We start from the raw sequence: 17,019 nt of genomic DNA, 5'->3' as shown, positions 1-17,019 counted from the left end.
ACGCTCCTCCTAATCTTCGTCAACTAATTTAACATCAAGTCCTAATTCATCTCGTAAACCAGCGTAGCCTTCATTTTCCAATTTAACGGCCAATTCACTTGAACCGCTCTTCACGATTTTTCCACCCATCATCACATGAACAACATCTGGCTTGATATAATTCAATAACCGTTGATAATGCGTGATTATTAAAGCACAAAAATTGTCGTCTCGCATCGAGTTAACGCCTTTAGAAACAACTTTTAAAGCGTCGATATCAAGGCCTGAATCAATTTCATCTAATAAAGCAAAACTAGGTTTAATCATCAACAGCTGCAAAATCTCATTGCGTTTTTTTTCGCCACCGGAAAAGCCTTCATTTAAATAACGTTCCGCCATTGATTGACTCATATCTAATAAGTCTAAATTGTGGTCGAGTTCTTTTAAAAAGTCCATGACGGAAATCTGATCATTTTCGGGTCGACGAGAATTGATGGCAGATCGCAAAAACTCCGCGTTCGTCACACCTTTTATTTCAGCAGGATATTGCATTGCTAAAAAAAGGCCTTGGCGAGCACGTTCATCAACTGGCCAATCCAAAATACTCTGTCCATTTAAGAGGATGTCGCCCTTTGTCACGTGATAATTTGCCTGACCCATGATTGTCTGCGAAAGAGTCGATTTCCCAGTTCCGTTTGGTCCCATGATGGCGTGAATCTCGCCTGTTTGCATCTGCAAGTTCACACCTTTGAGAATTTCTTTTTTCGTCTTCTTTTCTTCGTCTTCAACTTCAACGTGAAGATTTTTAATTTCCAAGCTGGCCATATAACTCCCCCCCATTTTATCTAATCTAAAATCATTATAGTATAGGTTACGATCATTTATTATTACAATATTTATATGTACATTTAACAGAATTAATAGGCATGGCAATCTTTTGTGATCGTCATGCCTATTGTTTTACTTTAAATCAATAATTTTATAATCGAAGCCACAGGCTTTAATAAATTTCATTAAGTCAGATGCTTCCAAGAAAATCGTGTGGGTATTGAGATTAGGATGAAAGGTCAAAATATTTTCGGCATCTAGCATCTCTTTATCAAAGAACACCTGAATATTATGAGTTTGGTTGTTAATTAATCCAAATGGAGAAATTATTCCTGCTTCTAAACCTAATTGTTCATCAATATCATGATTGTGCGCCATCGACAGACGTTTAGTACCAGTCAATTGTTGAAAATCTTTAAAATCAAGACGCTTTTTATCATCCATAACAATCATATAAAAATGCTTCTTGTCTTTAAGGAACATGCTCTTAGTTCTAACGCCCTCTAAACCTGCAATATAACTATCTGCTTGTTGAATAGTTTCAGCAGCTGGGTGATCAACTATTTTATAGGAAATTTCTAATTTATCTAAGTTATCAAGTAAGTCGATATATGCCTTTTTTGTACCCTTAGTCATCAAATCTCCTCCTATTTAATGTGCCTTAATATTTTTAGTCATTAGACTCATTTTGATATTTCCCTTGCAGTGCTTTAACTTTCAAACCGACAATTTCATTATGATTGATTCGCGCAAAGGCTGAAGCATCAGCTAACAAACTTAAAATTTTCTCTTTTGGCTTCTTCTGAGCAATAGCGTTTTGAGCTGATAATAATTTTAACCGGGGTAAATAATAGGTAATGTGCTGTTCAGAACAGAGTTTGATTCCTAGGTAGACCAATTGTGTACTTAAATCATATTTTTCATTCTCTAAATAAAAGTCAGCTGTGAAAAAGACAATTGTCAGAATACGCAAATAAGCGTTAATGCTACCCTTGTCAAAATTTTCATCCTTATGACGTTCTATATAATCAAATACTTTAGTAAAATAAAAGTCGGCTTGTTTTTTTGATCAGTTCGCGAATAAACGATTCCTAAACCAACGTATGCCAAATAAGAGTAAATCGTTCGATGGTTTTCGTCCAAATTATCCAAAATTTGTGCAAAATAATAAAAAGTATCCTCAGTTTTACCATTAGTGAGGGCATTATACAGTCCTTTTTCATAGAAATATTGCATCTCTTGGGAGTCACTCTTGATTTCACCCACTTTGATTTCATCTAAACTGTTACCGACATCTGAATAACGCTGCATCATCAATTCGCTTTCAATTCGATTCAAGACGTTTCTCATGTGAGTCGTTGATGCTAAAGCATTTCGATAGAGGTCATCAACTGATAGCCCTAAGCGTGCACAAAGTTTGCTCAAAATGCTCAATGAAGGAACTCGACCATTGTTCTCAAATTTGCTTAAAGTCGATTGGGTGCAAATCCCCTTGCATAGTTTAACTTGGGATATCTTTAATGATTTACGACGCTCAATAAATATATTAATGTCCATAATTTTATCCTTATAAATTTTGTTTCTCATAAAAATTATTGCGAAATATAAGTTAAAAGTTTGGCCTATATTTCGCATGACTATTTAAAGATCCCAAAATTCCCTTTACTCATATATACCAATTATCCAATTTATAGAGCGATTTGTAAATATATATAAGTGTATTTATATTGGTTTAAAAAATAGTTATTTTTATTTCAATTATTAATTATAATAATATTAATTTCTTATTTTCATATTATTTTGGAAAAAAATATGACAACTTCACAAACATGATGTATGATAGAGTCCATCAATAAAAAACAAGTGTTCATTTCTTGTGAACACAAAAGGTGGGATTAATATGGCTAAAGAAAAATTAAGCCGAAGTTTATCTTCAAGACAAATGCAAATGATCGCTTTAGGTGGAACCATCGGAGTCGGTCTATTTATGGGTTCTGCATCCACCATCAAGTGGACCGGACCTTCAGTCTTATTGGCTTATGCTTTAGCTGGGCTAATTCTTTATATGGTAATGCGTGCTTTAGGGGAAATGCTTTATGTGGACCCTTCAACCGGTTCATTTGCCAAATATGCAACCGAATATTTACATCCGGTGATTGGATATTTGACAGCTTGGAGTAATGTTTTTCAATATTTAGTCGTTGGTATCAGTGAAGTTATCGCCGTGGGAACTTATTTGGAATTCTGGTTCCCCACAATGCCAAAATGGATTGCAGGTGTTATTGTTGTTGTAACACTTTGCTTAGCCAATTTGACATCAGTTAAAGCATATGGTGAATTGGAATTTTGGTTTGCCTTAATTAAAGTTCTTACTATTATTATGATGATCATTTTAGGATTTTTCGTCATTGTCTTTGGTTTTGGTAACCACGGTAACCCTGTTGGTATCAGCAATCTTTGGACAAACGGAGGATTTTTCACTGGTGGTCTGAAAGGATTTATTTTTGCATTATCGATTGTTGTAGCTTCTTATCAAGGTATTGAAGTTATCGGTATCACAGCTGGTGAAGCTGAAGATCCACAAAAAAATATCGTGAAAGCTATTCGTTCAATCGTTGGTAGAATTTTGATTTTCTATATCGGAGCAATTTTTGTTATCGTTTCTATCTATCCTTGGAACAAATTAGGTACGATCGGTTCACCATTCGTTGAAACATTTTCCAAAGTTGGTATTACATTTGCAGCCGAAATCATTAACTTCGTTATGTTGACAGCTGCTATGTCAGGCTGTAATTCTGGTATTTTCAGTTCCAGCCGGATGCTCTACACATTAGGTATCGAAAAGAATTTGCCTAAGTCATTTACAAAATTGTCAAAACACAGTGTTCCTTATATTCCAGTTATCGCAATTTCAACTGGTATCTTAATTGGTTTGATTTTGAACTATTCATTGCCAGCACTCCTACATACATCAAGTAATATTTTCGTTATCGTATATAGTTCCAGTGTTCTACCAGGAATGGTTCCATGGTTTGTGATTTTATTCAGTGAACTACGTTTCAGAAAAATCAATAAAGATAAGATGGCTGAACATCCATTCAAGATGCCATTTTACCCAATCAGTAATTACTTATCGATTGCGGCATTATTGGTTATCCTAGTCTTCATGTTTTTAAACCCTGAAACAACTGTTTCATTACTAGTTGGCGTGGTCTTCTTGATAGCTATGACCATCGTCTACTTCGTCAAGAACCGTAAATCAGTCAAAGCAAAAGAACCTAAAGCTGAAAAAGTCAGTGATGACTCTGAAGAAGAATTAGATTAATAAATAAAAGACATCTATCCAAGTTTAAGTTGAAAACTTGGATAGATGTCTTTTTTCGTTATAACGCTCTAATTAATTTTATTTAAAAACTGCTAGACCACCAGCTGGATTATTCCAATCTGGTTCTTGAGCTGTGACAATCAATTTCTCATTAACAAAGGCCATCAAACCTAATTCACTCATTTCACGTCCATAACCTGAACCTTTGATACCGCCAAATGGCAATTCTGGCAAAGAGATGAAGAAGGAATTGACGAAGACCATTCCTGTTTCAATCTTTTCAGCAACTCTCTTACCACGTTGTGGGTCGCCAGAAACAACTGTGCCACCAAGTCCTAATTCAGAGTCATTAGCTAAATCAATAGCTTCTTGGTCTGAACTTACTTTAAAGACTTGAGCAACTGGTCCAAATAATTCATCGTAAAATTCAGGATTATCCTTAGAAATATCTGTCAAAATGGTTGGTTCTAAAAATTGACCTGGCAAATCAATTGGTTTGTCGCCATAGTAAATTTTGGCACCGCCTTCAACAGCTTTATCGATTTGTCCTTGAAGCTTTTCCTTAGCACGCTTAGAATTCATTGGAGCAATTGTAGTATTTGGATCCATTGGATCTCCTGGCGTCAATTTTTCAAAATTTTCTTTTAATTTCTTCAAAAATTCATCATAGAGATTATCAGCGACAATAAATCTCTTAGCAGAAGTACATACTTGACCAGCATTATAGATTCTAACTCTCCATGCTAGGTTAACCGCCTTATCAATATCAGCATCTGATAAGACGACAAAGGCATCAGAACCACCTAATTCCATCGAATTCTTCTTCAAATTCTTACCAGCATTAGCAGCAACTGATTGGCCACCACGCTTTGAACCTGTCAAAGCAACGCCTTGAACTCTCTTATCGGCAATAATATCGCTAACTTGATCATAACTGGCAAACAAATTAGTCAAACTGCCTTTTGGAGCTCCTGCTTCAGAAACGATTTTTTCAAATGCTTCTGCAGAGCCTGGTGTATTAGAAGCGTACTTTAAAATCATTGGGTTACCAACCATAAAGTTTGGTGCGAAGACACGCATAATTTGATAATATGGGAAATTCCAAGGTTCAACCATCATCAAAACTCCGGTTGCTTCTTTAACTACTTCAGCATCCCCAGTATTACGACTTGTAATAGGAGTTGGTTTCAAAAGATCAGCACCATTGTCAGCATAATAGTCGGCAATCATAGCGCACAATTCAACTTCTCCTTTTGATTCACTGATCAACTTACCCATATCGATCGTGGCAATCTTAGCTAATTCATCCTCATTTTTTCTCAATAAATCAGCAATTTTATGTAAAGTCTCAGAACGACTAGCAACTGGCTCATTTCTCCACTTCTTATAAAGAGCATCTCCAGTACTTAAAGCCTGTTCTATTTCTTCTGATGTTGCATCAGGATAAGATTTCACAAGTTCATTATTATAAGGGTTAATCGTTTTATAAGCCATTTTGTTCCTCCTCAATCATTAGTAAACACATTAAAGCGCTTACCTCGTTGTCAATTGTAGTTTAATGAACCTTATTTTTAAACCATTTAGACTCATCCGCTTAAATAAGTGGGTCGCACCTCTTTTGAAAATAGCTGAATCAACCTTTCCAATCTTTGTGAAAAAAGAGTACCATAGGGAATAAATATTAAATGAAGGGTGTTTTTTTCATGGGTGTTTTCTTCTCAAGTATTCAGGGAATCCTCATCATCATCGGCTTGATTGCCGTTGGTTATGGTTTGAGTTATTTAGGCTGGTTTTCTGAAAATGCAACTAATTTAATTGCCAAATTAGTTACGCAAGTTGCCTTGCCTGCTTATATGATTTCCACTATTACTAAGGATTTTACGGCTAAAAAATTAATTAAATTGCTACCTGATTTAGCAATTCCAGTCATTTCAATGACTATTTTGATTTTTGTCTCAATTCTATTAATTAAAATTTTGAAGATTGATCCTAAACATAAAGGATTGTTCTCTTCAATGTTCTTCAACTCCAATACCGTCTTTGTTGGATTGCCCGTCAACATGGCACTTTTTGGCGAGAAGAGTTTGCCTTACGTTTTAGTTTATTACATGGCTAATACAACCTTTTTTTGGACTTTAGGAACTTACCTAATCCAAATGGATGGAGAAATCAAAGGTCACTTCAAGTTAAAGACCACCTTAAAGAAAGTCTTCTCGCCACCATTATTAGGATTTATCATTGGATTGATTTTAGTTATCTTACATATTCAACTACCAAACTTTTTAATGTCGGACTTTGAATACTTAGGAAACCTAACGATTCCTTTATCGATGATCTTCATCGGAATTTCCATCTTTAATGCTGGATTAAAGAATATCAGCTTCCACAAAGACAACATCGCTATTCTCTTTGGAAGATTTTTATGTGCCACATTATTAATGGCCGCCTTATTCTTATTCATCCCTTCAACACCATTGATGAGACAAGTCTTTATCGTTCAAGCAGCCATGCCAGTAATGACTAATGCCCCAGTAGTTGCAAAACTTTATCACGCCGATTCAAATTACGCCGCGATTATGGTTACAGAAACTACTTTGATGAGTTTGATCGTTGTGCCTATTATTATGATGATTATTAAATAAAGAGAGCGAAGTGGGGGCGCTCAGCTCCCGAGGATTAAGACCAATATCTCAGTTGGTTGCGAAGCAGCCAACAGAAATATTAGACTTAACCGCAAGGAGTTGCCCCCACGTAGCTCGTTTCCGCTATAAAGCAAAGAAGCGACACATCAATCTTATTAAAAAAATCAAAAAAGTTGCCAGTTCAAAATCTGAACTGACAACTTTTTTTATACCAATATCTAAATTTGAATCAAAAACCTATTCAGAATCTTTTTGAATAAACTTCTCGATTCCCTCTTTAAGTCGTTGAACGCCATCTTCAACGTTGCTGCGAGGAGTAGATAAATTAATTCTCAAGAATTGATTGCCATTACCTTTATACTTAGTACCTTCAGCTAGATACAAACCAGTTTCATCTCTCAAAAATTGATTAAATTTATCTGACTCATTAGTCAACTTGCTGCAGTCAATCCAAGCTAAGTAAGTTGCTTGAGCTGGCAAAACTTTGATTTCAGGAATATTTTCTTTAGCAAATTTTTCCAAATACTCACGATTGCCTTGAATATATTTACGTAATTCGTGCAACCATTCGCTTCCCTTAGTGTAAGCGGCTATTGAAGCATCGATGGCCAAAACTCCAGGTTCATTGGAACCATCAATGGCAACGGCACGAGCAGCTTTTTCACGAACATCCTTATTAGGAATAATCATCGTTGAAGCATGCAAAACAGCCAAATTGAAAGTCTTGCTTGGAGAAACTAAAGAAATACTATTGTTAGTAATTTCTGAATCCAACGAAGCAAATGGCGTATAGTTATAACCTGGCATCGTCAAATCTCCATGAATTTCGTCAGAAATAATCATGACATTATATCTCCATGCCAAACGACCAATTCTGGTTAAAACATCGCTATCCCAGATATGGCCGGTTGGATTATGAGGATTACAAATAATCATAACGGTTGTTTGTGGATCAGCTAATTTACTTTCCAAGTCATCCCAGTCGATTTCATAAGTCCCATTTTTATAAGTCAATTCACTATTCAAAATGTGACGACCATTATTTGTAATCGTCTTATAAAATGAATTATAATTAGGCTCTTGCAATAAGACATTATCGCCAACGTCAGTCATATGACGCAAAATGGCACCTATTGATGGCATAACGCCAGTACTGAAAACTAGCCATTCAAGCTTTGGCGAAAAATCGTGCTCAGTTCTGTACCAATTGGCCACGGCGCGGTAATATTCATCTGGGACGTATTGATAACCAAAAATGCCACGTTCGACATCCTTGTGCATGGCTTCAATAACTTCGGGAACTGTTTGAATGTCCATGTCAGCAACCCACATTGGCAACTCATTTTCCTCAACATTCCACTTGTTTGAATTGGTATCGCGACGGTCATTTATCTTGTCAAAATCATACTTCATTCATTTCACCTCTTAATCGTATTCATTTCGATATTATCACTAATCAGCAAATTTCGTGAATGTAAGCTTATATATTAAAATAAATATAATATCATTAGAAATGACTCTGTATTTTTAACTTTTGAAATGCCATAATAAAAAGTATTAGATTGGAGTATATTAAATGCCATCACTTTTTCGAAAAAAAGATATCGTTCATGATTTAGAAAACGAACAAACTAGTCTCAATCGAACTCTCAGCGCTAAAGACCTAATCATCATGGGTGTCGGCGTCATAGTTGGTTCAGGAATTTTCATCACGCCAGGTATCATTGCCGCAAATTATGCTGGCCCTGGGGTTATTTTGACTTATTTATTAGCAGCCTTAGTCTGTATCGGCGCTGCTTTTTGTTATTCAGAATTCTCTTCCACTATTCCCTTAGCTGGAAGTGCTTATACTTATTCTTATTCAGTCTATGGCGAAATAATCGCATGGATCGTCGGTTGGTCGTTGATTTCAGAGTACTTATTCGCAGCTTCATCAACAGCTGTCAGTTGGTCAGCTTATTTTCGGAACCTTTTAGCCGGCTTTGGAATTACCTTACCAAAAGTTTTACAGTCAGCTTCTGGAACAGCCGGAAACCCAAGTGGACGCTTTGATTTAGTTGCGTTTATCATCGTTTTGATTGCAACAGTCCTTTTGTTGCAAGGTTTAAATGAATCAATGAAGGTTAATACAATTATGGTTTACGTCAAAATTTTTGTTATCCTGCTCTTCATTGCCGTAACAGTCTTTTACGTTAAGCCTAAGAATTATCAACCATTTTTACCATTTGGCGTTGGTGGAATCGGACGAGGTGCCGCCGTGGCCTTTTATGCCTTTCTAGGTTTTGACGTCGTCTCTTCAGCCAGCGAGGAAGTTAAAAATCCTAAACGAAACATGCCAATAGGAATCATAGCTTCACTCTTAATTGTTGCTATCTTATATGGATTAGTTTCCTTGGTTCTCGTCGGAGCAGTCAATTATAAACAACTTAATGTGGCTGACCCCGTGTCACACGCGCTAAATTTGCTTAATCTTAATTGGGTCTCTGGCATCGTTTCATTAGGTGCCATCATGGGTATGACAACAGTGTTGTTAGTCGTAATTTACGGTGGAACCCGTTTGATCTTTTCACTCAGTCGTGATGGCTTATTGCCACAAAGATTTAAAAATCTCAGTAAACAAGGAGTTCCAATTAGTAGTACCTTTTTAGTTGGCTTGGTTGCAGCTACAGTTGCTGCGGTCGTACCAATTGAAAAAATTACTGAATTAGTCAATATCGGGACGTTATTAGCTTTTGCCGTAACTTCAATTGGTGTTATCTTTTTACGCCATAGCAAAAATACTAAAGACCTTAAACCAGCCTTTCGAGTGCCATTTTATCCTGTTTTTCCATTAGTTTCTTTTGTTGCCTGCATTTACTTAATGACTCAATTGCAGAGTTTCACTTGGAAAATGTACGCTGGCTGGACAATACTAGGATTAATAATTTACTTTGGTTATAGCTTCCGCCACAGTAATGAAAAATCTTAATTAATAAAACTAGTATTTTTAGCCTTCCAATCTTCTAGTTTGATGCAAACCCAAAATGAATAAATACCAAGCGTTACGATGGATAAAGCAAGCCATTTTATCCAGTTGCCAAACAGTCCCATCGCACTTCCAGAAAAGTGCATTCTCTTACCATCGACAACTGTGTGATCAATTTTCCATCCAAATAACAAACATAGGGCCCACGGATACAAGATACCTAGACTGAAAAACGTCATAAGTCCGCAACCGATTCCTAATAAAATTAATTCTATTAAACTTCCATCAAAGAAAGAGTCTCGTCCATATTTCATTTCCATTGAATCAGAATTTGCCGCTAACTCGCTAAAGATCACATTTTCTCGTTCATTCATTTTTCTATCCCCTAATTTTTAATGTAGAGATAGTATACAAGAATTATCTTTTAGAAAATGTACTAAATTCAATTAATTTACTAACATTAATAAGTTAATTAAATGCCGAATATATAAGGTTTTGGACCAAGTTATCAATCAAAATAAAAATTTAAATATCGTTAAAACAAAAAATGCCGATCAAGAATTGATCGACATTTTTTTATTCTTATTTAACTGAATAGTTAGGTGCTTCTTTCGTAATTGTAACGTCATGTGGATGTGATTCTCTTAATCCAGCATTTGAAATTTGAATAAATTGAGCATCTTGTAATTCTGTAAGATTATGTGCTCCAACATATCCCATTCCTGAACGTAAGCCACCAAGCAATTGGTAAATCACATCGCCAACAGCACCTTTGGCTGCAACGCGACCTTCGATACCTTCTGGAACTAACTTGTTTGCTTCGTTAATTCCACTTTGGAAGTAACGATCTGATGAACCGTGAGACATGGCAGCCAAACTACCCATTCCACGGTAAGTCTTGAAACGACGACCTTGATAAATTTCAAATTGACCAGGAGCTTCATCAGTACCGGCCAACATTGAACCAAGCATAACGGCGTTACCACCACCTGCTAGAGCTTTAACAATGTCACCTGAATACTTGATACCACCATCAGCAATAATTGTCTTGCCATATTCATGGGCCACGCTTGCGGCATCATAAACAGCTGTCAATTGAGGAACACCGACACCGGCAACGATTCTAGTTGTACAAATTGAACCAGGTCCAATACCAACTTTAACGACATCAACACCAGCATCGTACAAGGCTTTAGTACCTTCAGCAGTTGCTACGTTTCCGGCAATCAAAGTTGCTTCTGGGAACTTAGCTCTGATTTCACTGATTTTTCTTAAAACACCAGCTGAGTGACCATGAGCTGTATCGATGATAATTGCATCTGCACCTGCATCTAACAATGCTTCAGCACGTTCGAAGGTATCGCTTGTGACACCAACAGCTGCAGCAACGAGCAAACGACCATACTTATCTTTAGCTGCCTTAGGGAACTCTTTAACTTTTTCAATATCTTTAATTGTTACTAAACCACCGAGACGACCGCTCTTATCGATCAATGGCAACTTTTCGATTTTGTGATCTTGAAGGATTTCCTCAGCTTCCTTCAAAGATGTACCAACTGGTGCTGTTATCAAGTCTTCACTCGTCATAACGGTACCAATTTTTACTGAATAATCTGTAATGAAACGTAAATCTCTATTAGTAATGATTCCGACTAATTTTAATTCATCAACGCTTGTAACGATAGGAACGCCACTGATGTGATAAGTTGACATCAACTTTTCAGCTTGGCTAACTTCATCGTCTGCTGTTAAATAAATTGGATCAATGATTACTCCGTTTTCAGAACGCTTAACTTTGGAAACCTCGTCAGCTTGTTGTTCAATACTCATGTTCTTGTGAATTACACCTAGTCCACCTTGACGAGCCATTGCAATGGCCATTGGTGCTTCGGTAACTGTATCCATACTTGCACTCAAAATTGGAGTGTTTAATTTAATATTTTTTGCTAATTGAACTGATAGATCTACCTCATTCGGTAAAACGTGACTCTCCGCTGGTATCAATAAAACATCATCAAACGTGAAGCCCTTTTTATCAAATTTTGTATCCCATGCCGACATGATATTCCTCCTAGTTTGTTTTTACCTGTTGGTAGATAAAATTTATAGACATGATAGCCGATTTTTTTACAATAGTCAATAAAAGTTTGTGAAAATAAAAAGACTTATCCTTTAAGGACAAGCCTATTAATACATTTTTATTGCTACAACCTTGTAATTCCAAAAATCTTTTTTCTCGAGATAAAAATCAAAACTACGCTTCTTCAAACACAATTTATAACGAATTAAATCGTCTTCTTTGGAAATAAAATCATCGACGCGATAAAGCTCTTGATTACTATTGCTTTTTAAATAATCAGCTGTTTTTTCATCAACTGCAATTTGAACTATCTTATCCTTATCCATTAGGGTTGCTCGACAAGCATAGACCATCCTCTTACGAATAAGGTCATTTATAAATAACATAATAATTATTAAAATTATTATGAGCAGCAAAATGCTGCCATAAATTTCCGCAATCACAATCCCCGATAAGTTCATAATAATCAACACTTTTTATATTTTTTTATTCGATATAATAATATCATGACTATATTATTGTTATCAAACATATAGCTTTTTAGTTTTGATTTGGCAGTTTTGAAGCTTCATGGTAAGCTTTTTTACAGACGTTTTAGGGGGGATTTAAATATGAAAAAATTAGTTCGGGATAAAATTCCGGATATTATTTCTGACGATACTCAGTTCGAAGTTCTTTCCAATGAAGATTATCGCGTAATATTACGTACAAAGATAATTGAAGAAGCTAAAGAAGTTCAAACTGCTGCTACACGTGCTAACTTAGTCGAAGAACTCGGGGATTTAGAGGAAGTTATCCGTGCTATTTTAGATGATGCTTCTATTACGTATGAAGAAATGGACAGTCTTAGACAAGCTAAAATCAATCAAAAGGGTAAATTTGCTAAAAAATTTGTTATGATTAAACCTAATGAAGAATCGTAAATCTGTTTATGATTCTTCTTTTTTATCCAGAAATTGAATTTGTACAACAAAACAAAACAGTTTAATATTATCTTATACTTTTACACAGAAAGAAGATTATCATGCAAATTTTGACCTTATTCATCGTGGCATTGGTTGCGGTTGAACATGTCGGCATCGCCTTTTTAGAGATGTTTGCTAAACCTGACATGCAAGCTAAAGCCTTTGATATGCCATTGGACTTTGTTAAATCAGAGCACGCACAAATTGCTCTTGCTAATCAAGGAATTTATAATGGCCTTTTTGGCGTTTTAATAATGTTAATGATCTTATTTTTTACTGGTTCAACTCTAAAAAATTATTCTTATCCTTATGATGCTTTACATCGTTCTTGTGGCCCTTTATGGTGCCTTTACAGCTTCAAAGAAGATTCTCTTTTTACAAGGATTGCCTGCTTTAATCGCTTTGATTTTGGTAGCTGTTTTCTTTAAATAATCCTAAATCTTCTATAATATAAGTAATTTTATAAAGAATGGAAAATACAATGAAAAAAGATTCATTACTAAAGAGTTCACTTTGGATTTCCATTAGTGGAATAATTTCGAGAGTTTTAGCTGTCGTCTATATTATTCCTTGGAATATCTGGATTGGACCCGCTGCCGTTTATGCTGCCAATGCGATGTACGGTAAAGTTTATAATATCTACAATTTATTCTTAATCATCGCAACTGCTGGTATTCCTTCAGCAATTTCAAAAGAAGTTGCAGCACACAATGCTTTAGGCCGATTCGACCAAAGTGAAAAGCTCTTTAAAAAATATACTTTCTACATGACATTAGTTGGTATCGGTTGTGCTGCCGTTATGTTCTTTGGAGCAAAATATGTTGCTATCGTACTAGCGGCAGGCGATATGCGCGTCGTAACGCCTATTAAATATTTGAGTATTGCAATGTTGATTATTCCTGCTTTAGGAATTCTTCGTGGCTATATTCAAGGTTATGCTTTTATTTCATATTCAGCTTTTTCTCAAGTTATTGAACAAATTGCTCGTGTGGCTTACATGCTTTATGCCACTTATACAATTATGATTTTACAAAAGGGTAATTATATTTCTGCTGTTAATCAGTCTACTCTTGCTTCATTTATTGGTGCCACTTTAGCTTACTTATTCTTGCTTTGGATTCGCGTCAAAGTCAGACGTTCAACAACAATTGAAGATATAAAGCCACCAAAAAATGTGGCTCCAGCATCAGATATCAACTTTGGTTCAATGCTAAAGTCAGCTATTCCCTTTTTGCTAGTCGATACAATTATGACCGTTTTGCAATTGTTCGATCAGACTACTTTTACTTGGATTTACCAGCTGATTTTACATGCTAGTCAAAAAACCATCGATAATCTGTATGCGATGTTTGGCTTCCAAGCTAATAAAATCATCATGGTGCTAGTTTCTCTAGCCATTTCAGTCTCTGCTTCAGTTATTCCCGCATTATCAGCGATGGTCAGTCGTAAGGTTGAAAATAAAGAAGTTCAAAACTTCATGCGTAAGATTATGCAATTTACTATCTTTATTATTTTGCCAGCTACATTTGGTGTCATCGCTATCAGTCGCCAACTTTGGACAGCTTTTGTTTTCTATAATCAAAGTATTTTAGGAGCTAAAGTTTTGATTGTTTCTTGTTTTGAAGCTTTCTTCTATTGTTCATTTATGATTTTGGAAAATATCTTGCAAGTAACTAACCACATGAAAAAATCCATGATTTACTTAGCCATTGCCTATTTGATAAAAATTATTTTGCAATTACCAATGACTTTGATGCTTGGCGTTTACGGACCCGTAGTCGCAACGACGATTGCTTTTGTAATTATGAGTTATTTTGACTTTAGATTATTGAATAAACAGTTCCAAATTATCGATAAAGTCTTAGCCAAAAAATTATTCCGCATTTTTATCGACGGTTTAATCATGCTTGTAGTTGTTGGAATTGCTAATTTATTAATTGTCCAAGTGATTTCTGAGGCAACTAAAGTCGGAGCTATCATTGTAATTATTATCTGTGGTATCTTAGGAATCCTTGTCTATGGTTTCTTAAGTTACAAAGATGGTTCTTTAAAAATATTGAAAGAAATTCGCGATACAAAAATATACTAATATGGAAAGAATTAAAAATTATTTAGTTTTTAATTCTTTTTTTATACCATCATTATGCTTTATACTGAATTTAGAAAAGATTGGAGGTCGCTTTTAATGGCATACGATAAGAAATTCATGCGGCTTGCTGCTAATGAAGCTCAAAAAAATGTTGGAACTCAAATTGGCGGACCCTTCGGAACTGTCATCGTCAAAGATGGAACGATTGTGGCCCAAGGTAAAAACAGCGTTTTATCCAATGATGACCCTACTGCCCATGGTGAAATACAGACTATCCGTAAGGCTTGCAAGAAACTCAAAACTCACGATTTGAGTGGTTGCGAATTATATACCAACGCTTACCCCTGTCCTATGTGTTTAGGTGCTATCATTTGGTCAAATATTAAAACTTGTTACTATGGCAATACTCCTGAAGATGCTGATAAAATCGGATTCCGTGACGACGTTATGTATAAATTTTTAGATAGTGGTTCAACAGATAAATCAACTTTAAATTTAGAACAACACGATCGTGACTTAACTATCAAAGCCTTTCAAGATTTTAAAGAAAATGAAAGCAGTACCGTTTACTAATTTTCAATTATTTTTTAAAAACCGTCCAATTCATTAATGAATTGGGACGGTTTTTTTGGTCGTTTCAAGACTGTTATATCGCCTTTAATACGAATTTAGTATAAACTGTATATAAAAATATTTGACGTCAAAAATAAAAAATAGTATCGTATAAAACATTGAAAACGATTACCCGATAAGGAGAGATAAACGTGTTAGTAGGAAGCATTGAAGCAGGTGGAACTAAATTTGTTTGCGCCGTAGGTGATGAGGATTACCGTATTAAGGACAGCATACATTTCCCAACAACAACACCTGAGGAAACAATCCAAAAAGCAATTGACTATTTTAAGAAATTCGACATTGAGGCTTTAGGGATTGCTTCATTTGGACCAATTGAATTAAGAAAGAACTCACCCAAGTATGGTTATATAACGTCAACGCCAAAGCCAGGTTGGAAAGACACAAACTTCATCGGCAAGATGAAAGAAAACTTTGATATACCAATGTTTTGGACAACTGATGTTAACGGTTCAGCTTATGGCGAATACGTTATGTCAACGTTATCTAACGAAAAAATCGATTCATTAGTTTATTACACAATCGGTACTGGTGTAGGTGCTGGTGCTATTTCTAACGGTGACTTTGTTGGAGATGTTGGACATCCAGAAATGGGACACACATTCTTAAAACGTCACCCTGACGACCTAGACTTCAAGGGAATCTGCCCATATCACGGCGATTGTTTAGAAGGATTAGTAGCCGGACCTACATTCGATGCTAGATTAGGCAAACCAGGAAAAGAAGTACCACTAACAGACCACACCTGGGACATCATGGCCTACTACGTAGCCTAAGCAGCTATTCAAGTAACATTGATCCTAAGACCAGACAAAATTGTCTTCGGTGGTGGAGTAGTCAGCGAACCATTCCTAGACAAAGTACGAGCACAATTCAAAGAACTACTAAACGATTATGTAGAAGTACCAGAATTAGATAAGTACATCACAATGCCAGAAATCAAAGACAACGGCTCAGCAACATTAGGTGATTTTGCTTTGGCTATTAGAGAATTGCAGGATTAGAGAAAAAGAGAGTGCAGGTGGGGCGGTCAGCTCACGAGGACTAAGACAATTTCACGAATTGCTCGCGCACCTTGCGAGTGATTTGGGAAATAGGCTTAGCCGCAATGAGTTGCCCCACCGGAACTCGTTTCAGTTAGAGAGTGCAGTGGGGACGGTCAGCTTCCGGAGCCTAAGACAATTTCACGAATTGCTCGCGCACCTTGCGAGTGATTTGGGAAATAGCCTTAGGTGTAGGAAGTTGTCCCCACGGAACTCGTTTCCACTATAAAGCAGCAAAACACCAAAAGCACTAAACGTATAAAACAACAAAAAAGCCCTCAACCAAAGGATAACCTCCAAAAGTTGAGAGCTTTTTTAAAAATAAAATCATCAACCAAGAGAGAATGAAGTGAACCCCATTAATTGGAGTTTATTTTAGGCAATCAGTTGGTCGGAAAGATTCCGGTATTCTACCGGTGTCTTTCCGGCCAATTTTGTCCTTATCCTTTTGTTGTTATAGTAATATACAT

General features: G+C 36.0%; 16 protein-coding genes and 2 pseudogenes. 8 read left to right on the top strand and 10 right to left on the bottom strand.

From position 1 onward, the window contains the following. Positions 1-9: 9 nt before the first annotated feature. From sufC to FHL06_RS14650, 4 genes are all read right to left on the bottom strand, one after another. A complete protein-coding gene (sufC, locus tag FHL06_RS03630; protein WP_153384885.1) occupies positions 10-804 on the bottom strand; it encodes a Fe-S cluster assembly ATPase SufC in 795 nt (264 codons plus the stop codon). Positions 805-939: 135 nt separating this feature from the next. Next, on the bottom strand, positions 940-1,443 hold the full coding sequence (locus FHL06_RS03625) for a prolyl-tRNA synthetase associated domain-containing protein (RefSeq protein ID WP_153384884.1): 504 nt from the start codon (positions 1,441-1,443) through the stop codon (positions 940-942). Positions 1,444-1,477: 34 nt separating this feature from the next. Further along, positions 1,478-1,780, bottom strand: a complete 303-nt coding sequence (locus tag FHL06_RS14655; RefSeq protein WP_238333955.1) for a hypothetical protein — start codon at positions 1,778-1,780, stop codon at positions 1,478-1,480. A gap of 47 nt (positions 1,781-1,827) precedes the next feature. After that, positions 1,828-2,364: a helix-turn-helix domain-containing protein gene (locus FHL06_RS14650; RefSeq protein WP_238333954.1), complete on the bottom strand. Its 537-nt coding sequence runs from the start codon at positions 2,362-2,364 to the stop codon at positions 1,828-1,830. 343 nt (positions 2,365-2,707) lie between these two features. Here FHL06_RS14650 and FHL06_RS03615 point away from each other — a divergent pair, with 343 nt between their 5' ends. After that, on the top strand, positions 2,708-4,132 hold the full coding sequence (locus FHL06_RS03615; RefSeq protein WP_153384883.1) for an amino acid permease: 1,425 nt from the start codon (positions 2,708-2,710) through the stop codon (positions 4,130-4,132). A gap of 78 nt (positions 4,133-4,210) precedes the next feature. Here FHL06_RS03615 and FHL06_RS03610 read toward each other — a convergent pair whose 3' ends face one another. Next, entirely contained in the window at positions 4,211-5,626 is a 1,416-nt protein-coding gene (locus tag FHL06_RS03610; RefSeq protein WP_153384882.1) for an NAD-dependent succinate-semialdehyde dehydrogenase, read from the bottom strand. Positions 5,627-5,835: 209 nt separating this feature from the next. Between FHL06_RS03610 and FHL06_RS03605 the strand changes: the two genes are divergently transcribed. Continuing rightward, positions 5,836-6,774, top strand: a complete 939-nt coding sequence (locus tag FHL06_RS03605) for an AEC family transporter (RefSeq protein ID WP_153384974.1) — start codon at positions 5,836-5,838, stop codon at positions 6,772-6,774. Positions 6,775-7,011: 237 nt separating this feature from the next. On the opposite strand, the gene FHL06_RS03600 is transcribed toward FHL06_RS03605, so the two are convergent. Further along, entirely contained in the window at positions 7,012-8,187 is a 1,176-nt protein-coding gene (locus tag FHL06_RS03600) for a MalY/PatB family protein (protein WP_153384881.1), read from the bottom strand. A 163-nt stretch (positions 8,188-8,350) separates the two neighbouring features. Here FHL06_RS03600 and FHL06_RS03595 point away from each other — a divergent pair, with 163 nt between their 5' ends. Then, positions 8,351-9,742, top strand: a complete 1,392-nt coding sequence (locus FHL06_RS03595; RefSeq protein ID WP_153384880.1) for an amino acid permease — start codon at positions 8,351-8,353, stop codon at positions 9,740-9,742. On the opposite strand, the gene FHL06_RS03590 is transcribed toward FHL06_RS03595, so the two are convergent. From FHL06_RS03590 to FHL06_RS03580, 3 genes are all read right to left on the bottom strand, one after another. Continuing rightward, complete coding sequence (locus FHL06_RS03590; protein ID WP_153384973.1) at positions 9,739-10,059, bottom strand: DUF898 family protein; 321 nt, start codon at positions 10,057-10,059, stop codon at positions 9,739-9,741. The genes FHL06_RS03595 and FHL06_RS03590 overlap by 4 nt on opposite strands. 262 nt (positions 10,060-10,321) lie before the next feature. After that, on the bottom strand, positions 10,322-11,800 hold the full coding sequence (gene guaB / locus FHL06_RS03585) for an IMP dehydrogenase (protein ID WP_153384879.1): 1,479 nt from the start codon (positions 11,798-11,800) through the stop codon (positions 10,322-10,324). 126 nt (positions 11,801-11,926) lie between these two features. Beyond that, a complete protein-coding gene (locus tag FHL06_RS03580; protein ID WP_153384878.1) occupies positions 11,927-12,145 on the bottom strand; it encodes a hypothetical protein in 219 nt (72 codons plus the stop codon). Between the two features lie 285 nt (positions 12,146-12,430). Between FHL06_RS03580 and FHL06_RS03575 the strand changes: the two genes are divergently transcribed. From FHL06_RS03575 to scrK, 5 genes and pseudogenes are all read left to right on the top strand, one after another. Continuing rightward, positions 12,431-12,742 carry a nucleoside triphosphate pyrophosphohydrolase gene (locus tag FHL06_RS03575; protein ID WP_153384877.1) on the top strand — a complete coding sequence of 104 codons (312 nt, stop codon included), beginning with the start codon at positions 12,431-12,433 and terminating at the stop codon, positions 12,740-12,742. Between the two features lie 101 nt (positions 12,743-12,843). Further along, a pseudogene (locus FHL06_RS03570) lies at positions 12,844-13,216 on the top strand (DUF1304 domain-containing protein). Between the two features lie 49 nt (positions 13,217-13,265). Continuing rightward, positions 13,266-14,873: a polysaccharide biosynthesis protein gene (locus FHL06_RS03565; protein WP_153384876.1), complete on the top strand. Its 1,608-nt coding sequence runs from the start codon at positions 13,266-13,268 to the stop codon at positions 14,871-14,873. Between the two features lie 96 nt (positions 14,874-14,969). Further along, the gene (locus FHL06_RS03560; RefSeq protein WP_153384875.1) at positions 14,970-15,446 is read left to right on the top strand and encodes a nucleoside deaminase; all 477 of its coding nucleotides are present in this window, start codon (positions 14,970-14,972) and stop codon (positions 15,444-15,446) included. Positions 15,447-15,637: 191 nt separating this feature from the next. Continuing rightward, a pseudogene (gene scrK / locus FHL06_RS03555) lies at positions 15,638-16,510 on the top strand (fructokinase ScrK). Between the two features lie 414 nt (positions 16,511-16,924). On the opposite strand, the gene FHL06_RS15095 reads toward scrK, so the two are convergent. Continuing rightward, positions 16,925-17,019: IS3 family transposase (locus FHL06_RS15095; protein ID WP_153384874.1), on the bottom strand; the 95-nt coding region annotated here is incomplete at its 5' end.

This window comes from Companilactobacillus halodurans, assembly GCF_009600985.1.
Classification (GTDB): Bacteria; Bacillota; Bacilli; order Lactobacillales; family Lactobacillaceae; genus Companilactobacillus; species Companilactobacillus halodurans.
Note: the sequence above shows the minus strand (reverse complement) of the source record. Positions and strands in the feature narration are given on the sequence as shown.